The organism is Tundrisphaera lichenicola (genome assembly GCF_051175385.1).
GTDB lineage: Bacteria > Planctomycetota > Planctomycetia > Isosphaerales > Isosphaeraceae > Tundrisphaera > Tundrisphaera lichenicola.
The window spans coordinates 3924411-3947194 of sequence record NZ_CP195106.1 but is presented as its reverse complement, the minus strand read 5'-3'; the positions used below and the strand labels follow the sequence as shown (position 1 = coordinate 3947194).

Annotated in this window: 12 protein-coding genes; 11 read left to right on the top strand and 1 reads right to left on the bottom strand. The window is 67.0% G+C overall.

All coding sequences use genetic code 11. The features are described 5' to 3' along the window. Nucleotides 1-16: 16 nt before the first annotated feature. Complete coding sequence (locus P12x_RS15760; protein ID WP_435005257.1) at nucleotides 17-907, bottom strand: PBS lyase; 891 nt, start codon at nucleotides 905-907, stop codon at nucleotides 17-19. A 326-nt stretch (nucleotides 908-1233) separates the two neighbouring features. Here P12x_RS15760 and P12x_RS15755 point away from each other — a divergent pair, with 326 nt between their 5' ends. The 11 genes from P12x_RS15755 (at nucleotide 1234) to P12x_RS15705 (ending at nucleotide 22782) form a co-directional block, all read left to right on the top strand. Continuing rightward, the gene (locus P12x_RS15755; protein ID WP_435005256.1) at nucleotides 1234-2907 is read left to right on the top strand and encodes a permease; all 1674 of its coding nucleotides are present in this window, start codon (nucleotides 1234-1236) and stop codon (nucleotides 2905-2907) included. Nucleotides 2908-3194: 287 nt separating this feature from the next. Continuing rightward, nucleotides 3195-4964: a phosphoenolpyruvate--protein phosphotransferase gene (gene ptsP / locus P12x_RS15750; protein WP_435005255.1), complete on the top strand. Its 1770-nt coding sequence runs from the start codon at nucleotides 3195-3197 to the stop codon at nucleotides 4962-4964. A gap of 61 nt (nucleotides 4965-5025) precedes the next feature. Further along, entirely contained in the window at nucleotides 5026-5226 is a 201-nt protein-coding gene (locus tag P12x_RS15745) for a hypothetical protein (RefSeq protein ID WP_435005254.1), read from the top strand. Nucleotides 5227-5373: 147 nt separating this feature from the next. After that, on the top strand, nucleotides 5374-6180 hold the full coding sequence (locus P12x_RS15740; RefSeq protein ID WP_435005253.1) for a carboxypeptidase regulatory-like domain-containing protein: 807 nt from the start codon (nucleotides 5374-5376) through the stop codon (nucleotides 6178-6180). 509 nt (nucleotides 6181-6689) lie between these two features. Continuing rightward, nucleotides 6690-11132 (top strand): PQQ-binding-like beta-propeller repeat protein, encoded by a 4443-nt coding sequence (locus P12x_RS15735; RefSeq protein ID WP_435005252.1) that lies wholly within the window; start codon nucleotides 6690-6692, stop codon nucleotides 11130-11132. 61 nt (nucleotides 11133-11193) lie between these two features. After that, nucleotides 11194-12273, top strand: coding sequence for an AAA family ATPase (locus P12x_RS15730; RefSeq protein ID WP_435005251.1), 1080 nt, complete (start codon nucleotides 11194-11196; stop codon nucleotides 12271-12273). Beyond that, nucleotides 12266-13129, top strand: coding sequence for a DUF58 domain-containing protein (locus tag P12x_RS15725; protein WP_435005250.1), 864 nt, complete (start codon nucleotides 12266-12268; stop codon nucleotides 13127-13129). The genes P12x_RS15730 and P12x_RS15725 overlap by 8 nt, the downstream gene beginning before the upstream one ends. Nucleotides 13130-13198: 69 nt before the next feature. Continuing rightward, nucleotides 13199-15406: a BatA domain-containing protein gene (locus P12x_RS15720; RefSeq protein WP_435005249.1), complete on the top strand. Its 2208-nt coding sequence runs from the start codon at nucleotides 13199-13201 to the stop codon at nucleotides 15404-15406. Nucleotides 15407-15576: 170 nt separating this feature from the next. Further along, nucleotides 15577-17982 (top strand): VWA domain-containing protein, encoded by a 2406-nt coding sequence (locus P12x_RS15715; RefSeq protein WP_435005248.1) that lies wholly within the window; start codon nucleotides 15577-15579, stop codon nucleotides 17980-17982. Between the two features lie 82 nt (nucleotides 17983-18064). Beyond that, nucleotides 18065-21898 carry a DUF4175 family protein gene (locus tag P12x_RS15710; protein WP_435005247.1) on the top strand — a complete coding sequence of 1278 codons (3834 nt, stop codon included), beginning with the start codon at nucleotides 18065-18067 and terminating at the stop codon, nucleotides 21896-21898. 2 nt (nucleotides 21899-21900) lie between these two features. Then, the gene (locus tag P12x_RS15705) at nucleotides 21901-22782 is read left to right on the top strand and encodes a hypothetical protein (protein WP_435005246.1); all 882 of its coding nucleotides are present in this window, start codon (nucleotides 21901-21903) and stop codon (nucleotides 22780-22782) included. Nucleotides 22783-22784 lie beyond the last annotated feature (2 nt).

The following is a 22784-nucleotide window of genomic DNA, read 5'->3' as shown; positions in this document are numbered from 1 at the left end:
GACTCCGATACGGCCTTCATCGTTTCTTGCCCTTCTTCCCCTTCACCTTCTTGACCAGTTTCTGGAGGGCCTTGTTCCGGTCCTTCCGCTCCTCCGGGGTCCGCGAATCCGCCGGTTGCCAGCCCGGCCGGGGCTCGTGGGGGTGGGCGGGGCCGTCGAGCCTCCGGAACGGATTCACCCAATCGCGTTCCTCATCATCCCATTCATCCTCATCCTCATCGATCACCACTCGACGCTCGGGCCGGAGCGGCGGCTCACCGTCGAGGTCGAGGGCATGCCAGACGTCATACCACGACCCGTTGACCGACTCATCGACAATCCCGGCCGCGAAAGCCCGTTCGATGACCCCGGCCGCCTCGTCCGCTCCGAGCTTGATGAGCTCATTGACGAGGAAGGCATTGACGTCCGGAGGGGTGTCTTGGCCCTGTTCGAGGCACATGGACAGGATCGCGACGCACTCATCTCGGGCCGTCGGATGAATCTGGCCAATCTCTCCGAGGGACCGACAGGCGTCAATCCTCGCCTCATCCGAAGCGGATGGATCCTCCAGGATGGAACGGGCCTCGGGGATGGCGGCCGGGCCGATCATCCCGATGACGACAGGCAGTTCCTCGCTGGCCCAGTCGTCGCTTGTTTCCAGGGTCTGGGCGGCGAGAATCGCCAGGAGAGGGCCGATCGCGGCCTCCGCGCGGAGCTGGCCCAGCGTCCTCCAGGCATGAACGGGAGCCCAGACTTCAGGACTTTCCTCATCGGCCTCATTGAGGGACCGATCGGTCGCCATCCGGATCAGCTCGGGGACATGTCCCGAGTCGAACCCGAGGGCCAGATAGTCGGGCCAGGCTAATCCGAAACCGGGTTCTTCCGGAAACCGGAGGAATTGGTCCAGGGGTGGTTGATAGGCATCCATCGAACGTCCCCGAAAAAATTTCGATCCACGATTTGCGCCGGGAAAAACGAACCCAACGTCCGATCGCCTGGCCGGGTGATCCCGGGAAAAACGAACCCAACCACCGCAATAGCTCTCGCGACGGTTCCTCGACAATATCGCACCGGCGGTCGCGCCGCTAATCGTCTTTCTCGTCCGAAATCCGGGGGAGGTCGGCCCGATCGATCGGACGCCCGACTTGCTTTCCGGGGGCCGATCTCCGACGATCGCCCGATCCGCGATGCGTTCCGGGACTTCGACCGTCCCGACGCGGAGCGACCCGCGCACTTCTCGGGAGAGTCCTACCGGTGTCCAGCACATCCCCATCCCCGCACGCGAAGTCGTCGTTCGGCTGGGCTCGTCGGGGCGACGTGAACGCCTTCTTCGGCCTGATGCTCGACAATGTCGGCGACATGATCCTGATGGCGAGCCTCCTGATCGGGGTCTTCGGGTTCCCTCGCGAGTTCGTCCTGACCCGGATGATCCCCGGGACGGCGCTCGGGGTCCTGGTCGGCGACCTGATCTTCACCGCGATGGCCTTCCGACTGGCCCGGAAGTCGGGCCGGGACGACGTGACCGCGATGCCCCTGGGCCTGGATACGCCGAGCACCTTCGGGTCGGTCTTCCTGGTCCTGGGTCCGGCCTTCGTGGCGGCGAAGGCGGAAGGGCTGGATCCCGAGTCGGCGGCCCATCGGGCCTGGTTCGTGGGGATCGCGATGTTGCTGGCCTCGGGGATCTTCAAGCTCGGATGTGCCACGGTCGGCGGGTGGCTCCGCCGGATGGTCCCCAGGGCGGGGCTCCTGGGCTCACTCACGTCGATTGCGCTGGTATTGATTAGCTTCCTACCCCTGATCGAGATCGCCCGAATTCCGGTGGTCGGGCTGGTCTCGCTGATGGTGATCCTGGTGACGCTCACCGCCCGTTGGCGGCTCCCTCGCGAGATCCCCGGTGCCCTGGCTGCGGTCGTGATCGGCTGCATCCTTTACTACGGGATGAACTTGCTGGGCCTCGGGCCGGGGCTCGGCGGGGGCGAGGGGGGTCGGCCGGAGTCGGCCTTCCGGTTCTCTCTGCCGATGCCGGCCTCGGAGTGGTCCGAGTGGTTCCGGGGCTCCTGGCGACTGGCCCTCACCTTCCTCCCGGTGGCGATCCCCCTGGCCCTGGCCACGGTGGTCGGCGGGATCGACTGCACCGAGAGCGCCGAGGCGGCCGGCGATTCCTACCCGACCGGCCTGATCCTCGCCGCGGACGGCGTGGCCACCCTGGTCGGCGGCCTCTTCGGCGGGGTGATCCAGTCGACCCCATACATCGGTCACCCGGCCTACAAGGCGATGGGGGCCAGGGCCGGCTATACGCTGGCGACCGCCCTGTTCGTCGGCTCGGCCGGGATCTTCGGTTTCTTCGGCTGGATCTTCTACCTCCTGCCCCAGTCGACCGTCTTCCCGATACTGATTTTCGTCGGGCTGGAGATCACCGCGCAGTCGTTCCACGCCACCCCGGTCCGCCACTACCCGGCGGTCGTCCTGGCCTGCGTGCCCGCGCTGGCCTACCTGGCCAAGCTCGCGGTGGGGCAGGTGCTCGCCCCCGGCCCCGAGGCGTTCGGCCAGCTCGCACCCGGGGCCCGCCACTGGGTCGAGACGGTGACGATGCTCTCCGGCGGATTCATCGTGACCAGCCTTCTTTGGGGCGCGATCCTGGCCCACCTGATCGACGGGCGGGTCCGCCCGGCGGTCGCCTGCCTGGTCCTGGCCGGGGTCTGCTCCCTCTTCGGCGTGATGCACTCGGGGCTGCCCGACGGGCCAATCGTGACGCCGAGCGAGGCGGTCCGACTCCTCAAAAGCGAAGGCCGACTCGAGAGTGCAGCCTTCCAGACGCCCTATCACTGGGCCGCGGCCTACGGAGGCTCGGCGATCCTGCTGCTGGTCCTCCGGCGATCCGGTCGGCCCCCGGATCTCGACCCAGAATCATCTCCCCGGGAGTCCTGACCCGCAGCCACGCAACCCGAGGTACAAGATTTGCACAACATTGACGCTTTGGGGGTAAGGTTGGGGTTTCGGGTATGCCGACGGATTCTCGGGTTCTGGCCCGAGTCGCTTCGCGGGCGGCGGGATCTCGACGCGTGAGAATGGGACTGGGCTGGATGTCCTCTCATGCTCACGATTCGCGAGGGCGTGGCACTCGGCTTCGAAACTTCGACAATGATTCGCGGACACGCCCGGATTTCGTAAATCGTTTGTCCCATTCGATCGGTTTTTGCTAGAATGTGGCTCTTATGCACAAAGGCGTCGCAGTCAGCCCGGGTGTGGTTGTGGGCGTCGCCCATCGGGTCGACTCGGTCTTCGGTTCGGCCGAGCCCCAGGCCCTGGCCAGTCCCCGGCTGGTCCCCGCCGAGATCGAGCGATTCAACGTCGCGGTGTCGACCTCGGCGGCCGAACTCGAAGCGATCGTCCACAAGGTCGCCGAGCAACTCGGGCCCTCCGAGGCCGAGATCTTCAAATCGCACCTGCAGATCGTCAACGACGAGGGGATGCTCGCCAAGGTCCGAGGTCTGATCGAGTCTCAACGGCTCACGGCCCTCTCGGCGGTCCAGGTGGTCCTCCAGGGATATGCCGCCAGCTTCGCCCGGATCGAGCAGGACTATTTCCGGGAACGCGTGGCCGACCTCCGCGACGTGATCTCTCGGATCGGTTCGCACCTGAGTTCGCCCATAACGAACGGGGTGGCGCAGATCGACCGGGGCTCCGATCGCGACGAGCCGGTGATCCTCGTGGCTCATGAGCTCCTCCCGAGCCAGGCCATGAGCCTTGGAAACCTGGCCATCGCCGGGATCGTCACCGAGACCGGGGGCGGGACGAGCCATGCCGCCATCCTGGCCCGGAGCCGCGGCATCCCGGCCGTCTCGGGGGTCGTCGGGATCACCTCCGAAGTCCGCACCGGTGACCCGATCATCATCGACGGCCGGGAAGGGCTCGTGATCATCCGCCCCGACGCCGAGACCACCTCGGCCTATCGGAAGATGCAGCGAGAGTTCTTCAACCTGAAAGACCGGCTGGTCCTCAACCGAGACCAGCCCGCCCTGAGCGCCGATGGGGCCCAGATCGAACTCCTGGCCAACATCAACAATCCGTCGGATGCCCAGGCGGCCCAGAAAGTGGGGGCCTCCGGCGTCGGACTTTTCCGGACCGAATATCTCTTCCTCACACACCAGGACGTGCCCGACGAAGAAGAGCAGTACCAGCACTATCGCCAGATCATCGAGGACTCGCCCCAGCGGATCGTCACCATCCGGACCCTCGACCTCGGCGGCGACAAGACGGTCCCCTACCTCGGCCGGCGGAACGAGGCCAACCCGTTCATGGGCTGGCGGTCGATCCGTCTTTCTTTTGAGCACCCTCGCTTATTTGAGCGGCAGATCCGCGCCATCCTGAGGGCCGGGCGGCACGGCAAAGTTTCGATGCTCTTCCCGATGATCACGACCCTGGAAGAACTCCGTCACGTCAACCGGCTGGTCGAGGAGACCCGGAGGAACCTCCGGCGCGAGGGGGTCCCCTTCGGCGAGGACGTGAAGACCGGGGTGATGATCGAGGTCCCCGCCGCCGCCGTCTGCATCGACGCGATCCTCCGGGAGACCGACTTCATCTCGATCGGCTCGAACGACCTGATCCAGTATCTCGTCGCCGCCGACCGCGACAACCCCAAGGTCGCCCACCTCTGCGAGCCCCTGAGCCCGGCGATCTTCCGGGTCCTCCAGATGGTCCTCGACGCCTGCCAGCGGACCGGGACGCCCGTCACCGTCTGCGGCGAGATGGCCGGGCAGCCACGGTCGGTCCTCGCACTCTTCGGGATGGGACTTCGCCGGTTCAGCATGAGCCCGGCCTTCATCCCCACGATCAAGGCCCTCCTCAGCTCGGTCACCACCACCCAGGCCGAGCGATTCGCCCACCAGATCCTCCAGCTGAAGACCAGCGAGGAAATCCGCGACTACCTCTCCGCCCGACTCCATGAGGTCTCCAGCGACCTGGAAGTCTTCGACTCCAGCTGAGTAAAACGGGCGGATTCACCCGCATCGCCACGACCTGCCCACCCGATCGGAGATAGCGACGATGACCCCGCGATCGACCTCGAAATTCATCCTCGTCCCGGCCTGCCTCGCCGGACTGATGGCCCTGGCCCTCGCGACGGGTTGCAGCTCCAAGGTGCCCGAGACCGATACCGCCGAGGTCATCAGCACGAAGCCCGCCGGCGAGGCCCCGACGCCCTCCCCGACCGACGCCGGGACCACCGAGGATGCCCCCAAGGGCTGAACTGCCCCGGAAATCGGCGGGGATGGTCCCCGGTTTCCCTGGGCGGTGGTGCCGTGTTAGGATACAAATCCTACCCCACTCCAGGCGGCGGCGCCGAGGGCCGCCGGAGATTGGCCAAACCGCCTCGCGCCAAGGATCGAGATTCTCATGAGAGACCCCCACGCGCCCCGATTCGTCGACCTTCGACCGCTCGCGGCCCTCGCGGCCTCGTCCCTCCTGATGGTCGGTTCCGCCCTCCAGGCCGCGCCGCCTGCTGAGCCGCTGGCCGGGACCGGCACGATCAAGGGGAAGCTGATCTGGGACGCTGGCCCGGTGCCCGCCCGGAAGATCGCCGTGGCCAAGGGCGACCCCAAGGTCAAGGATGCGGTCTGCAAGGCCAATGATATCGTCGACAAGGATATCGTCGTCGACCCCGAGACCAAGGGGGTCGTCAACGCGTTCGCCTACCTGGTGAAGCCGTCTGGGAAGTACGAGGCGGCCGAGAAGGCGCTCCTGGAAGCCTCCCCCGAGGTTGTCATCGATCAGGTCGGCTGTGAGTTCATCCCCTACGCCGCGATCGTCCACAAGGACCAGAAGCTGGTCTTCAAGTCGAGCGACCCGGTCGGCCACAACGTCCGGTTCAACGCCTTCGCCAACGGCGCCGTGAACCAGATGCTGGCCCCCAACGGCAAGATGACCTTCCCGATCAAGAAGGAAGAACGCCGCCCGACCCAGCTCGCCTGCGATATCCACCCCTGGATGAAGGGCTATTTCTTCGTCCTCGAACATCCGTTCGCCGCCGTGACCCAGGCCGATGGCTCGTTCGAGATCACCGGCGTCCCCGCCGGCGTGCAGCATCTCGTCGTCTGGCAGTCGACCAAGGGTTACGTCAGCGAAGGCGGCAATAAGGGAATGTCCGTGACCGTCCCCGCCGACGGTGTCGTCGACGTGGGTGCGATCAAGATCTCCAAGTAACTCACGAAAGTCGGCCGGGCCTCGCGAGGCCCGGCCGACTGACGCTTCGATCAAATCGAGAATTCGGCCAGGATGAGGAATCGTCCCGAGAGGGCAGGCCTCGCCCACCTTTTAGGCGTAACATCTGTAGGCCCAGGCAACCGACACGCGATTCTCGGCAACGCGAATAAACGATCGAGCCCCCGGCCAGATGCTGCTCACGTTGACGGCTATCTAGCCCCAAATTTTGGCTTCAGCATCCATCCTCCGCGTCGAAGTCCGAAGAATTCGGCGGATATCTTATCAGATGGCATTTGGTATCCGATTTGCCGTTGCAGAAGTGCGATATTTTATTGTGGAATGAATGAAGAACTTCGGCGAGTAATCCGGTCCGGTTGACTATCCGGATCGCGACCGTGTCCGCGATGCTCGTCGAGGTTGCGAGCAAGTCCCCGGGATAGACGAAGCTCTTCCAGGTCCTTGCGGGACTGGCCACTCGGACGCGCCGGCCTTGCATGGAGGGTCAGGTCATGGCGATTCTCGGCAGTGGCTCGATGGGCCCGACTCGAGGCGTGGTCCGCCAGATTACCCTCGTCCTGATCGGGGTGGCCTCGGCCTGCTCCAGCTCGCGGGGTCAGCAAGACTTCATGCCGGCCCGGGCCAGCACCAAGGTTTACTTCGACACCAGCCACACGGCCGATGCCCTGCTCCGGAGTGCCGACAACCACGGCAAGGCGGGCAGTTACGCCGAGGCGGTCGACATCTATCAGCGCGTGATCCAGCAGTTCGGCGACAAGGTCGTCGACGTGCCGCCCGACCCCGGTGCCGGGGAGGGAGACTCGCGACTCTCGGTCAACGCCCGTCGGGAATGCCAGCGTCGGATCGCGGCCCTTCCCGAGGAGGCTCGCGCCCTGTATCGGGCCCGGGTCGACGCCCAGGCCGAGCGATGGTACCGCCAGGGGGCGGCCTCTCGCGACCGCTCCACACTCCGGCGAGTCGTCGACCAGGCCTTCTGCTCGTCGTGGGGCGACGACGCCCTCGAACTCCTGGGCGACCTGGCCTTCCAGGACGGTGCCTTCGCCGAGGCGATGTCGGCCTATGTCCAGCTCTTGCCCGACCGGCCCGACGGTCGGGCCCTGGTCCATCCCGACCCGAGCGTCGACCTGTCCCGGATCGCGGCCAAGAAGATCCTCTGCCGCGCGGCGATCGGGGAGCACCCGCCGACGGAGGCGGAGATCGCCGCGTTCGGGACCGAGTATCCCAAGGCCACCGGCCCCTTCGCCGGGCGTCGAGGCCCCCTGGCCGCCGACCTCGCCGAGGCGATCCGGGATGACCGGTTGGCTCCCTCGGCCGAATCCGACGGCCGATGGCCGACCTTCGCGGGCTCGACGGCCCGGAACAAGATCGCCCCCGGATCGATCGACGTCGGCTCGCTCCAGTGGAGAGTCGAACTCGATCCGATCGAGCCGATGCGCGGGAGGAACTCGCGTTATGCCGCCCGGATGAACACCGGAGCGTCGCAAATCCCCCCCGAACGACTCCTGGCCTACCACCCGATCGTGGTGGGCGATCAGGTGATCGTCGACGACGACAAGCAGATCACGGCCTACAACCTGAACAGCCGCCCCGGCGAGCAATTCGGCGCGACCACGACCCCGGTCGAGGTGGCCTGGAAGACGCCCGACCTGATGGGGACCCCGGCCGCCATGAGGGGGCTGCCCGGCCTGGCCCGCTATACCCTGACGGCCTTCGGCGACCGGATCTACGCCAGGATCGGCCAGCCGCCCAGCTCCACTCCGACGATGAATCGGATGGGGATCGGGATGGGCGTGGCCTCGACCAGCTTCGTCGTCGCCGTCTCGCGATCGGCCCAGGGACATCTCCTCTGGAAGCGCGAGGCCTCCGAGATCGCCCTGCCCAAGCGCCAGGCCGAAGGAGGGAGCCGCAACGCGGTCTTCGAGGGGTCCCCGGTCGCCGACGAGCACAACGTCTACATCGCCATCACCGACCGGATCGAGATGACGGCCAGCTACGTCGCCTGCCTGGACGCCGAGACCGGGGCCACCCGATGGGTCCGCTACATCTGCGAGGCGAACGCGAACGTCGACCCCTTCCTGGGCGGGTCGCTGGAAGTCGGACATCGGCTCCTGACCCTCGATGGGCCGACGATCTACTACCAGACCAACCTGGGGGCCGTGGCCTCGATCGACGCCGAGACCGGCGGGATCCGGTGGCTGGCGACCTATCCCTGGCAGGGCCGGAACGCGATGGGACCGGGGCGCGAGCGGGACCTGAACCCGGCGATCGTCCACGACGGCCTGGTGATCGTCGCCCCCGACGACGCACCGGAGATCTACGCCTTCGACGCGGCCACCGGCCGGCTGATCTGGAAGACCGAGCCGATCCCCGAGGACGTCAAGCTCGCGCATATCCTGGGCGTGGCCAAGGGGAAGCTGGTGGCCACCGGCGATCGGGTCCTCTGGTTCGACGTCAAGGATGGCAAGTTGGCGCACACCTGGCCCGATAACTCGCAGGCGGGGCAGGGGTTCGGGCGTGGGATCCTGGCCGGCGACAAGGTCTACTGGCCGACCCGGACCGAGATCCACGTGCTGGACCAGGCCTCGGGCCTGAAGGCCGAGCCTCCCATCAAGCTCCAGGAAACCTACCAGTGCGAGGGGGGGAACCTCGCCGCCGGAGACGGCTTCCTGATCGTGGCAACCACGAATGCTCTGGTCGTCTTCTGCCAGAATAGCCGGCTGATCGATCGCTACCGGGACGAGATCGCCCGGGCCCCCGAACAGGCCCTGAACTACTACCGGCTGGCCCAGGCCGCCGAGGCGATCGGCCGCGACGAGGTGGCCCTGGCCAGCCTGGAGATGGCCCTCCCGAGGGCCCGCCCCTCCGAGACCATCGACGGCGTCCCGCTGGGCGAGGCCACCCGCGACCACCAGCAGAGGCTCTTGATGAAGCTCGGCCAGAAGGCGCGGGCGGTCAAGGATTGGGCCGAGGCAACCCGCCGGTTCGAGGGGGCGGCCCTCGCCGCGAGGTCCGACCGCGATCGGCTCTCGGCCCGCCTGGAACTGGCCGATGCGCAGGTCTCGAAGGGGGAGGAAAAGGCCTCGGTGGCCACCCTCCAGGCCCTCCTGGGCGACGAGCGACTGCGGGCCCTGGATGTCGACGCCGCCGATGGGCACCGGTCGGTCCGCGCGGACCTCCTGATTGCCGACCGCCTGGGAGAACTCCTCCGCGAGAAGGGACGCGAGCTTTACGCCGACTTCGATCGGGAAGCCTCCGAACTCCTGGCCCGAGGGCTCAAGGAGAATTCCCCGAGACTCCTGGAGGACATCGCCCGGATCTATCCGACGGCCCGAGTTGTCCCCGAGTCTCTCCTGGCCCTGGGCGAGCTTTACACCAGGACCGATCGACCGGGCGATGCGGCGCGGACTTACAAGCGGCTCCTCACGGTCGCGCCCGACGATGCCCGCCGGGCTCGGGCCCTCTGGGGGCTGGCCCACGCCTATGAGGAGCAGAAGCTCTGGGTCTCGGCCCGCGACACCTACCTCCAGGCGTCGAAACGGTTCGGCGACGAGTCGATCGACGAGCCCGGAGGGGCCGAGCCGCTCGAGACCCTGGTCGCCTCCAGGCTGGCCCGCGAGCCGTTCGATCGGATGATCGGCAATGGCTCCGAGCCGAATTTGCCGGTCCCCCTTCGCCGACGGTGGGACCTCCGATGGCCCGAGACCTCCCGCCCGATCGCCGCCGAGGGGGTCCCTCCCTCGGCCGAGGCCGGTCGGGTCTTCCTGGCGAGGGGCCACGTGATTCGCCCGGTCGACCCGGCCTCGGGACGCTCGGCCTGGTCGAGCGACCTCGAAGGCGACCCGATCTGGGTGGGCTACCTGGCCGATCGGATCATCGCGGCGACGAAGACCCGCCTGGTGGCCCTGAGCCTGGAGACCGGGGCCGTCGAGTGGCGGTACGACCTGGGCGTCGGCACCACGAACAAGGGGGCGGGCAACCCATTCGCCCGGGACCCGGCCGCCGAGGGGATCCGGGCGGGAGCCCAGGACTCGCTCCGGGATTTCCGGATCGTCGGCAACCGGGTCTTCTGCCTCCAGGGCGACAAGACTCTCAAGGCCTTCGACGGCGACTCGGGCCTGCTGGACTGGTCCTACGAGCCGAAGGCCGAGCGGATCAACCCTCACCTGATCGTCGGCCCTCGACGGATCGTCCTCCAGGTCCGCAAGCCCAACGCGGTCCTGGTCCTCGACACCGAGTCCGGGCGTCGGAGGTCGGAGTTCCCCCAGGCAGAGCAGGGGGAGTGGCCCCGCGACCCGCTCCCGATCGACGAAGACCACATCGCGGTGGTGGCCAACACGACCACCGTGGCGCTCTTCGACATCACCCGAGGGGTGAATGCCTGGATCTTCCAGGAAACGCCGGACTTCCCCAAATATGGCCCGCCCCGACTATTCGGAGACGCCGAACGCCTGCTGGTCCTCCAGGACGGCCACGAGCTGATCCGGCTCGATCCCGCCAGCGGGGCCAAGCGATGGTCGCGACTGCTCGGGACCGAGGATCTGAGCGATCGCCCCGAGTCGGTGGTCCTGGCCGAGGAGAGCGTGTTCGTCACCAACGGGCCAACGCTCTCCTCGATCGCGATGGACGACGGCCTGGTCCTCTGGAAGCGTCCCCTGAACGGCCCGGAGTCTCGATGGTCGCTGGCCCTGACCGAGCGGTGCGTGGCGGCCTATCCCAACCCATCGGGCTCGGACAACGACAACCTCTCGGCCCTGCCGCTCATCTTCCACAGGAGGCTCGACGGGGAGCCGATCCAGCGGCTTTTCTTCCAGGCGCCGGTCTCGGACCTGACAATCCGGTTCTCTCCGCAGGGGGCGTTGGTGGCGACCCAGGCAGGGCTCTGGGCGTTGGGCGACCAGCAGCAGGTCATGGACGTTGCGCGGGGTCCCCGTTAACCTGGCCTGGAGGGGAATCCCCCCGGCCGTTGCCCGATCGGGCCTGACCAAGGAGACGAGCGTGGGCGAAGAGACGACCAGCCAACCCTTGCCGCACGAGGACCTCGCCGCCGTCGAGCGGCTGAAGTCCGCCTTCGCCGGTCTCAAAGCCGAGATGGGCAAGGTGATCGTCGGCCAGCAGAATGTCCTCGAAGAGCTCCTCATCGCGATCTTCGCCCGCGGCCACTGCCTCCTGATCGGGGTGCCCGGCCTGGCCAAGACCCTGATGATCCATACCCTGGCCGACGCCCTGAACCTGACCTACAATCGGATCCAGTTCACCCCCGACCTGATGCCCTCGGACATCACCGGGACCGAGGTGATCCAGGAGGACAAGGCCACCGGCGTCCGCCAGTTCAAGTTCCTCCGCGGGCCGGTCTTCGCCAATATCGTCCTGGCCGACGAGGTGAACCGGACCCCGCCCAAGACCCAGGCGGCCCTCCTGGAGTCGATGCAGGAGCGACAGGTCACCGTCGGCGGCGAACGCCACCGACTGCCCGACCCGTTCTTCGTCCTGGCCACCCAGAACCCGATCGAGCAGGAAGGGACCTATCCCCTCCCCGAAGCCCAGCTCGACCGGTTCATGCTGAACATCATGGTGGACTACCCGGACGAGCAGGAAGAATTCGACATCGTCCGGCTGACCACCTCGACGCTCAAGGCCAACGTGACCAAGGTCCTCTCGGGGACCGAGATCCTGGAACTCCAGGAGATCGTCCGCAAGGTCCCCGTGGCCGACCACGTCACCCGGTACGCGGTCCGGCTGAGCCGGGCCACCCGCCGAGGCCAGGAAGAAGCCCCCGAATTTATCCGCGACTACGTGAGCTGGGGGGCCGGCCCCCGGGCCAGCCAGTACCTGATCCTGGCGGCCAAGGCCCGAGCCGTGCTGTACGGCCGCTATTACGTCTCGACCGAGGACATCCGAGCCGTCGCCGGTCCGGTCCTCCGGCACCGGATCGTCACCAACTTCAACGCCGAGGCCGAAGGGCTCCGGCCCGACGACATCGTCGCCCGACTGATCAAGCACGTGCCCGTCGACGAGCGTGAGGCCGAGCAGAGTGGAAAACTACCAAAGATTTTTAAATCCGCAAACGTTGGCTAATCTGGAAGGTCTCGACCTCCAGGCGCGGATGATCGTCGAGGGGTATGTCGCCGGGCAGCACGCCAGCCCCTACCACGGCTTCTCCGTCGAGTTCGCCCAGCACCGGGAATACGTGGCGGGGGACGACATCCGCCACGTCGACTGGAAGGTCTGGTCGAAGACCGACAAGTTCTACCTCAAGCAGTACGAGGAGGAGACGAACCTCCTGACCTACCTGCTGCTCGACACGAGCGAGTCGATGGCCTATGCCTCGGGCTCGAACGTCTCGAAGCTCCAGTACGCCCAGTTCGTGGCCGCCGCGCTGGGGTACATGGTCCTCCGCCAGCAGGATTCGGTCGGGATCGCGCTGTTCGACGACGCGGTCCGCCGGTTCGTCAAGCCCTCGGGCCAGCCTTCTCACCTCAAGGAACTCCTCCGGGTCATGGACGTGACCCCGGCCCGCGAGAAGTCCGACCTGGGGATCGTCTTCAACGACCTGGCCGAACGGTTCAAGAAGCGCGGCGTGGTGGTGATCCTCTCGGACCTCCTCGACGAGGTCCCCCGGATCCTCGCCGGCCTGAAGCATTTCCGCCACCGACGCCACGAGGTCATCATCTTCCACATCCTCGACCCCGCCGAGGTCGACTTCCCGTTCCGGGACACGACCCTCTTCAAGGGGATGGAAGGCATGCCCGACGTCGTCGCCGAGCCGCACGCCCTTCGAAAAGCCTATCAGGACGAACTCCGGACCTTCCTCGACGCCCTCAAGAAGGGCTGCCAGATGATCGACATCGACTACGTCCCGCTCCAGACCGACCAGGACCTCGACGGCCCCTTGTCCAGTTATCTGGCCTCCCGGTCGTTGCGGGTCCGGTGACCAAGAGATGAATGTAGGGCAGGGCTCGCCCTGCCGACGAAATCTGACGAGCGTTTCCAGGAGACGACGTTGCACCTTCCGGTTCTCTGGGCACTCGGCTTCGGCGCCCTCCCGATCCTGCAATTCGGGATCGCGGCGACGGCCCTACCGATCCTCATCCATCTCCTGAATCGCCGGAAGTATCGCGAGATGCGCTGGGCCGCGATGCGGTTCCTGATCGCGGCGATGCGGAAGAACCAGCGGCGGGTCAAGGTCGAGCAATGGCTCCTCCTGGCGATCCGAACCCTGGTCATCCTCCTCGTGGTCTCGGCGATGGCCAAGCCGTTCCTGGAGAGCATGGGGGCGATCGCCCTGCCGGGCCAGCGGACCCATCGGGTCCTGGTGCTCGACGGCTCCTTGAGCATGGCCTATTCGACCGCCGACAAGACCCGGTTCGACCAGGCCAAGGCCCTGGCCGCCCAGCTCGTTCGGGATACGCGCCGGGGGGATGTCCTGAGCATCGTCCTGATGGCCGACCCGCCCCGGATCGTGGTCGGCGACGCCTCGCCATCGGCGAATCAGGCCGAGGTCCTCAAGGAGATCGAATCGATCAACCTGCCGCACGGCGGGACCGACCTCGTGGCCAGCTTCGGGGCGATCGACCGGGTCCTGGAAGTCTCGACCATCCCCCGGAAAGAGGTCATCTTCCTGACCGACCTCCAGGCCGCCAGCTGGCGGAGGCCGGAGTCCGGGGGCGAGGCCCTGAAATCGGCCACGGCCAAGCTCGCGGCGCGTCGGGCCCAGTCGGTGGTGATCGACCTCGGGGTCGACGGCGGCGAGAACCGGGCGGTGACCGACCTCCGGCTCGACGCCCCCGTGGTCACGCTGAACGGACCGGCCCCCAAGCTGATCGCCACGGTCCGCAACTTCGGGCCGAACGTGACCTCCAACGTCAAGGCCCGCCTCCTGATCGACGGCCAGCTCGGGCCCGACCAGTCGGTCCCCGAGATCGCCGTCGGCGGCGACGCCACGTTCGTCTTCACGCCGGGCTTCGCCACACCGGGGGACCACCTGGTCGAGGTCCGGATCGATGACGACCCCTTGATGCTGGACAACAAGCGGCGGATCGCCCTGCCGGTCCGCGAGTTCCTGAACGTCCTGCTGGTCGACGGCCACCCCAAGGCCGAGCCGTTCCAGGCCGAGACCGACTACCTGACCCAGGCCCTGAATCCCGAGGCCAAGTCGGCGGGATCGCCCTCGCAGATCCGGACCGAGGTGGTCAACGAGTCGCAACTGGGCAATCGCGACCTCGCCCCGTTCGATGCCGTGGTCCTCTGCAACATCGCCCAGTTCACCGGGGCCGAGGTTTCTTCGCTCGACGCCTATTTAAAGCAAGGCGGCGGCGTGGTCCTCTTCGGCGGCGACCAGGTGATCCCCGAGAATTACAATCAACTCCTCTTCGCGGACGGCAAGGGGATGCTGCCGGCCATGATGACCGGGGTCGTGGGGGACGCCCAGGCCCGTCGGTCGGCCTTCGAGTTCGACGCCGGGGACTTCAAGCATCCGATCGTCAACGCGTTCGCGGGGGCGGCGGCCAACGTGATCGCCGGCCTGACCGGGGCCAAGACCTGGCAGTATCACCGGCTCAAGATCCCGGAGGACCGGCGCTCGATGGCCAGGGTCGCGCTCTCCTTCGACAGCGGCGACCCGGCGATCATCGAGATGCCCCACCACCGGGGGACCGTGATCCAGGTCGCCACCTCGGCCGACACCGGCTGGTCGACCTGGCCGCTCCACCAGAGCTATCCGCCGATCATGGAGCAGGTGATCCTCCAGGCCGCCTCGGGCCGGCTCTCCGAGAGGAACGTCCGGGTCGGCCAGCCGTTCGACCAGGCCCTACCAGCCGCGGTCGCCGGGACCTCGGTCGAGATCACCCGGCCCGACGACGCCCCGGCCTCCGTCAAGCTCCAGACCGCCGGCGACGTCAGCCTCCTGCACTACGAGGACACCGACCTCTCGGGGGCCTACCGGGCCAAATTCGGCCCGCCGATGGCCACCGAGTCGATCTTCGCCGCCAACCCCGACCCGATCGAGAGCGACCCCCTGAAGCTGGACCGCTCCGGCCTCAAGGACGCCGTCCCCGGCTGGGATTTCACCTATCTGACCAACTGGAAAGACCTGACCGGCAACGCCAGCTCGGTCGGCCGTCGGGGAGAACTCCACCGGCCCTTGCTTTACGCGCTGCTGGTCATGCTGATGGTCGAATCGTTCGCCGCCTGGAAGTTCGGGCATCATTGACGTGGTCAGTGGCTAGAAATCGAGGCATGCTTGAATTTAGCGAACGTCTTGACCCTCACCCGGCCTTCGGCCACCCTCTCCCTGAGGGAGAGGGAAAGAGTATTCACTAGCCACTGACAACGAGCCACTGAACACTAGCCACTGAACACTAGCCACTGGACGGGAACTCGATGGACTGGTTGCTCCGACGCTTGGCCGATCGATTGGGTGTGATGCCGGCCGGCGTGGGCGAGTCGTTCGACTTGCACATCCGGCCCGAGCAGCCGCTCCCCCAGGGACCGACCATCCTGGTCGTGATCGGGTGTGCCGCGCTGATCATCTTCCTCTATCGCCGAGAAGGCGCGGCCTCGATGCCGTTCAAGATGTTCCTGGCGGGCCTGCGGATCTCGCTGGTCCTGCTGGCCCTGTTCATGCTCTCGGAGGCCGTGCTCTCGGTCGACCGGACGGGGCTTCCTTACTTCGTGATCATGGTCGACGACTCGGCCAGCCAGCAGATCGTCGACCAGTACGCCGACGCCGCGAACAAGGCCACCGCGGCCGAGTTGGCCCAGGTCGTCGGGCATCCCGAGGCCGACCGGCTCACGCTGGCCCAGGGGCTCCTGGCCCAGCGCGACGGGGCGATCCTCCGAGAACTCCAGAAGAAACACCGGGTCCGCCTCTACCTCGTCTCGACCGCCGCCCGGCCGCTGGCCGAGATCGACAAGCCCGAGCAGGTGGCGCCCGCGCTGGAGAAGCTCAAGAAGGTCGAGGCGTCGGGCGAGCAATCCCGGCTGGGGACGGGGATCCGGCAGGTCCTGACCGAACTCCGGGGCGTCCCGCCCACCGCGATCGTCCTGCTGACCGACGGCCAGACGACCGAGGGGGAGACCGTGGCCAGGGCCGCCGATTTCGCCGCCAGGAAGGGCGTCCCGCTCTACCCGATCGGCCTGGGCGACCCCGAGCCGCCTCGCGACATCGAGCTTTCCGAGCTGCTGGTCGACGACGTGGTCTTCGTCGATGACCTGGTCCGGTTCCAGCCCAAGCTGACCTCGCGAGGGTTCGCCAAGCAGGGCCTGACCGTCAAGCTCAAGCAGAAGACCCCCACATCGGCCGACCCCAACGCCACCAAGGACCTGGAGACGATCCAGGTCACCGCCCCCCCGGACGGCCAGCCGATGCGGATCGAGATCGGCCACCGCCCCCGCGAGACCGGGCAGATCACCTACATCGTCGAGGTCGAGACCCGCCCTCGCGAGTTGACCGTCGCCAATAATCGGATCGAGAAGACGATCAACGTCCGCGAGGAGAAGCTCAAGGTCCTCTACGTCGACAGCGAACCTCGCTACGAATTCCGCTATCTCAAGACCTTCCTCGACCGCGAGCGGACCATCGACCTGAACGTGGTCCTCCAGGCGTCCGACCCCCAGTATAGCAACCAGGATCAGGCCGCCTTGCCCACGTTCCCATCCTCGAAGGACGACCTGTTCGCCTACGACGCGGTGATCCTGGGCGACGTCGATCCGGGGTTCCTCAGCACCTCTCAGATGGAGAACCTCGCCGAATTCGTCACCGAGAAAGGTGGCGGCGTTCTCTTTGTAGCGGGAGCCAATTACGACCCGCTTCGCTACCGAGGAACCCCCCTGGAACTCCTCCTGCCCATCGAGCTGGCCGAGGCCCGCGACCCCGTGGCCGTGGCCGGGACGATCACCAGCTTCCGGCCGACCCTGACCGTCGAAGGGAGATCCAACCCGATCTTCCGGTTCGGCGACGACGAGGTCACCAGCGCCCGGATCTGGTCCACCCTGCCCGAACTCCAGTGGTACATGGAGACCCCCCGCAAGAAACCGGCGGCCGTGGTCCTGGCCGAGCATCCCAAGATCACCGGCTCCGAAGGCCCGCTCCCCTTGATGGTCTATCAGATCGTCGGGGCGGGGAAGTCGATGTTCCACGCCGTGGACGACACCTGGCGATGGCGATGGCGGGTGGGCGACCGCTACTTCGGCCGGTTCTGGACCCAGACCATCCGGTTCCTGGCCCGCTCCAAGATCCTCGGCCAGAAGAAGGCCGAGATCCAGACCGAGCGCCGGAGGTATCTCCGGAGTCAGCCGATCGAGGTCAAGGTCCGCTTCCCCAACCCCGCCGACGCCCCGGCGACCGGCGAGGTCACCGTCGAGGTCGAACGGAAAGGGCACGGATCGAGGCGGATGACGCTGAAATCGTCGGCGGGGACCCGAAATTTATTCGAAGGAGTGATCCCGCAGGCCGTTGAAGGGGAATATGAGGTCAGGCTCCTGCCGCCGCCGGTCCTGGAAGGCGGCCTGCCGTCGACCACATTCGGGGTCGACCCGCCGGCCGGCGAGCGAGAGGAGACCCACATGAACGAGCCCGAGCTGGTCCGGGCCGCGACGACCTCGGGCGGCAAGTTCTACACCCCCTTCGACGCGGGGACTCTCCTGTCCGATCTACCCAGACCGCAACAGGTTCCGCTGGACACCGACCCGCCGATTCCGCTCTGGAACACCTGGCCGGTGCTGGCCCTCTTCCTGACCTTGCTGGTGGCTGAGTGGGTTCTCAGGAAACGTGCGCAGATGGTATAGTGAACGATTGGGGAGTTCGGGCGGGCAAGAGCCGTCCGGAGGTCGCTTTGAGCCTGGCCGGACCAGGCGGGAGAGTCCCTCGATGCGTGGTCCCATCGAAGCTCGGCTTGCCTCATTGCGAGGCCAGGTCCGTCGACTCCTGGCGCTCCACGGCCTGAGTCGTCTGGCCTTCGGGCTGACCGCGGCCATCCTCGTGGCATGCCTGGCCGACTGGCTGATCCACCTCGCGCCCGAACTCCGGCTGATCCTCCTGATCGGGGTGATCGGGCTCGGGGCCTGGTTGACGATCCGGCGCGTGATCCTCCCGCTGGTCGTGAAGTTCGCCGATCTCGACATCGCCCTCCGGATCGAGGAGCGCTGGCCGGGCCTGAACGATCGGCTGGCCAGCACCGTCCAGTTCCTCCGGTCGGATCGGGGGCACGACGAACAGCTCGGCTCGCAGGCGCTCCGAGACGCGACGGTCGAGCAGACGCTGGCCGAGGTCGAGTCGATCGACTTCCGCCAGGTGGTGGACCCTCGGTCATCCTGGAAGGCGGCCGGCTGGGCCTTCGCGATCCTGACCCTGATGGGCGCGGTGGTCGCGGTCGAGCCGGCCCTCAGTGGGATCGCCCTCCGTCGCCTCTTCCGGCCGTTCGGGCCCGAAGCCTGGCCCCGGTCGACTCACCTGACCGTGAGTGCCGACACCCCGAAGAAGCTGGCCCGCGGGATGCCCTTCGCGCTGGCCGTCGGGATCGGGCCGGGTGAGCGGATGCCCTCCACGGCCCGCGTCACCTATCGCTATCCCGATGGAGAAACGACCACCGAATTGCTCCGACCGACCGATGACAACACCTTCCGGGGTCGCCTGGAATCGGTCGCCCAGCCGTTCACGTTCTCCGTCGAGGCGGGCGACGACGTGACCCGCCCCTGGGCGGTCGAGGTGGTCCCGCCGCCGGTCCTGGAATCGCCCGTCGTCCGGGTGGTCGCGCCGGAATATACCGCCTTGAGGCCGCAGGAGCTGGCCGTCGGCAACACCCAGGTCCGCGTGGTCGAAGGGACACGGGTCGAGTTGACCGCGAGGGCCAACAAGCCCATCGCCTCGGCCACGCTCCGACGCGGAGATGCCCCGGCCCCGGAACCCGTGGCGATCTCCGACGGCGGCACGGCGATCTCCACCGCGTTCGTCGCCAAGGAATCCCAGCCGTTCTGGGTCGAGTTGAAGGACACCGAGGGATTCACCGGCCAGGAAGCCGTCCGGTTCGACGTCCGCGTGACTCGGGACGAGGCCCCGAGGGTCTCGGTCGATGAACCGACCAACGACCGGGACGTGCCGCCCGCCGCGACCGTCCCGCTCCAGTTCACCATCGACGACGACTTCGGCCTCCAGCTCGTCCGACTCGTCTACAAGGTGGCCTCGGGACAATCCGAGCCCGCCGGGGAGACGATCCTGCCGCTCTGGGCCGCCCCCGAGCCCCATGGGGAAACCGGCCCGGTCCGACGCCAGGAGGTCCGCTATCGGTGGGATCTCTCGACCCTCCCCGATCTCCAACCCGGTTCGGTGATCACCCTCTACGCCGAGGCCCGCGACTTCGACAATCTGAAAGGGCCGAACATCGGCCGGAGCCGCGAGATCAGGCTCCGAATCGTCTCCAAGGAGGAACTCGACCGCCAGCGCGAGGACCAGCTCCGGGCCATCCGCGAGGAGGCCGACCGGGTCCTCGCGATCCAGAAGCAGGCCAAGGCCCCGGTCGATGACGCGCTCCGGACCCTCTCGAAGACCGACAAACTTCCCGAGCCCGTCCGCGACCAGGTCAAGAACGCCGAGATCGTCCAGCGCCAGGTCAATAACCGGATCTCGAACCGCGCCGACGGGCTGGAACAGAAGATCCGCCAGTTCCAGCAAGACACCCGCGACTTCAAGGCCGAGAACCCCGACGTCGACCGCCAGATGGCCCGGCTCGACGAGGCCGTCCAGCGGATCAAGGACCGGAATCTCGGCCCGGCCGAGAAAGCACTCTCCGACGCGAACAAGTCGCTCGACCCCGCCGGGGCAAGCGACTCCTCGAAGCCGCCCCAGGGAGATCCCTCCCAATCCGACGGAAAAGCAACCCCGCCCTCGAAAGATCCGGCCGGCAGCCAGCCCAAGGCCCAGGATCCCAGCAAGGGTGAAGCCTCCAAGGGTGAAGCCTCCAAGGGTGAAGCCTCCAAGGGCGAAGCTTCAAAAGGTGAGGCCTCCAAGGGTGAAGCCTCCAAGGGCGAAGCTTCCAAGGGAGAAGCCTCCAAAGGTGAAGCCTCCGAGGGCGGAAAGCCCGAGGGTGCCTCGAAGCCCGAGGCCTCGAAGCCGGGCGAGCCTTCCCAGGATCAGGGCCAGGCCCCCAAGCAAGCCCTGGCCGAGGCCGAGAAGAACCAGAAGGCGATCGTCGACGAGCTTGAGAACATGCTGGGCGAGTTGAGCCAGTTCGACACCGTCCGGAGCGCCGTCAAGGACGCCAAGGAACTGCTCGGCCAGCAGGAACAGGCGATGAAGGAGTCGGCCGAGGCGGCCGGCAAGCCCGAGCTGATGGGCAAGTCGCAGGATGCCCTGACGCCCGAGCAGAAGGCCGAGCTGGAAAACCTCGCCGCCCGCCAGAAGGAAATCGCCGAGGGGCTGAGCAAGCTCGAAGGCAAGCTCGACGAGATGGGCAAGAAGCTCGAGGATTCCGACCCGCTGACCTCTCGGGCCCTCAAGGACGCCGCCGAGGCGACCCGCAAGGAGGCCACCGCCGCCAAGATGGCAGAGGCGGCCGAGCAACTGGAGAAGAACCAGATGGGCCAGGCCCAGGAGGGTCAGGCCCAGGCCCGGAATGACCTCAAGAAGATGCTGGATGAGATCGAGAACCGTCGCGAGCGCGAACTCTCCAGGCTGGTCGCCGAACTCAAGGCCGCCGAGGCCGGGCTCAAGAAGCTCCGGGCCGAGCAGGCCGCCAACCTCAAGAAGACCCAGCAGGCCCGGCAAGAGGCCGACCCCAAGAAGCGGGCCGACCAGCTCAAGCAACTCGCCAAGGAGCAGAAGCGGATCGAGGAGGAGCTGAAGAAGCAGCTCCAGAAGCTCGCCAAGCTCAACAATGAGGCCGGGGCCAAGGCCGGGCAGAAGGCGGCCGAATCGATGGCCAAGGCCGGGCAGGACATGGAGCAAGACCAGGGCGAAGAGGCCGAAGGCGAGGAAGAGGAAGCCCTCCAGGACCTCAAGCAGGCCCAGGAAGAGGTGGCCGAGGCCCGGAAAGAGGCCGAGGAACAACTGGCCATGGAGCAGATCGCCAAGATGGGCGACGCCCTCAAGTCGATCGGCGAGCGGCAGGCCAAGATGGTCGAGGAGACCAACCGCTACGAGCAGCTCCGCCAGGAGAACCAGGACCGGCTCTCGCTGGCCCAGCGGACCGGGGTCCGCGACCTCGGGCGGGTCCAGGCCGGCTTGAAGGACGAGGCGAGCGAGCTGATCGACCGGCTCGGCGAAGGGGCGCCCGTCTTCAACCTGACCCTCAAGAAGGCCGCCGAGGGGATGGAAGACGCGGCCCAGCGATTGCAGGCCCTCAAGACCGACGAGGCCACCGTCCAGGCCGAGAAGCGTGCCGCCGGCCGGTTCCAGCAGCTCATCGACTCGCTCAAGCCCGACAAACCCAAGGGCGGGCAGGGGCAGCAGCAACAGGGCGGCGGAGGGCAGGGGGGGAGCCCCCAGGGGGGCGACGGCATCCCGGCCTCGGCGCAGATCAAGATGCTCAAGCTCCTCCAGGAAGAAATCAACGAACGGACCGATTCCTTCGACGAACTCCGACGACGCCAGAAGGAGCTCGACCCCGAGCAGACCGCCGCACTCGACAAGCTCCACGAGGACCAGGGAACCCTGGCTGACATCGTCCGCGACCTCACCAAGCCCAAGAAAGACGACGGGGAGGAATGATCATGACCCTCGCGCGTTCGTGGATCGCGACGACCCTGACGGCCGCCTCCCTGATCATCGGCTGGTCCGACCCGGGCCGGGCCCAGGATCCCGGCCCGAAGGACGAGGGGCTCGAAAAGCTCCTCGAAAAGCTCGACCTGCCCGAGCCCGGCGACAAGGCCAGGGACGCCGACAAGGACAAGGAGAAGGACCCGGCGACCGTCGCCCCCACGGATGAGTCGCTCGACAAGCTCCTCGAAGGGCTCGGCCAGACCAAGGACGCCCCCGCCCCCGACGACAAGAAGCCCGGAGCCCCCGGCGGCGACCCCATGCCGCCCTCGCCCGATCAGCCCAAGCCCGACGGGCTGGGGGGTGACGACAAGGATCTGGACAAGCTCCTCGAAGAACTGACCGGCAAGAAGGAAAAGCCCAAGAAGGATCGCAACAAGGACGAGGAAGGCAGCGGCCCGCTCGGCCAGGTCATCAAGGAAATGCGCGACGTCGAGGAGCGTCTGGGCCAGCCCGACACCGGCGAAGAGACCCGGAAGAAGCAGGCCGAGATCGTCAAGAACCTCGAATCGCTCATCGAGCAGCTCAAGAACGCCCCGAGCCAGTCGCAGGGCATGAAGATGATCCGCGCGGGGAAGAAGCCGGGGACACAACCGGGCCAGGAGCAGAACCAACCCGGGGCGATGGCCCAGGGGGCCAACCCCTCCCGGCCCGAGAAGCCCAAGACGCCCCAGCTCCCCACCGAGATCGCCAAGGAAATCTGGGGCCAGCTCCCCTCGCAGTTCCGCGACGAGATGGCCAACGTCCTGAACGAACACCCCCTGCCAACCCGGACCGACCTGATCCGGCTCTATTACCTGTCGCTGGGCAAGAAGTCCACCAGCCGGGAGGAGTGAAG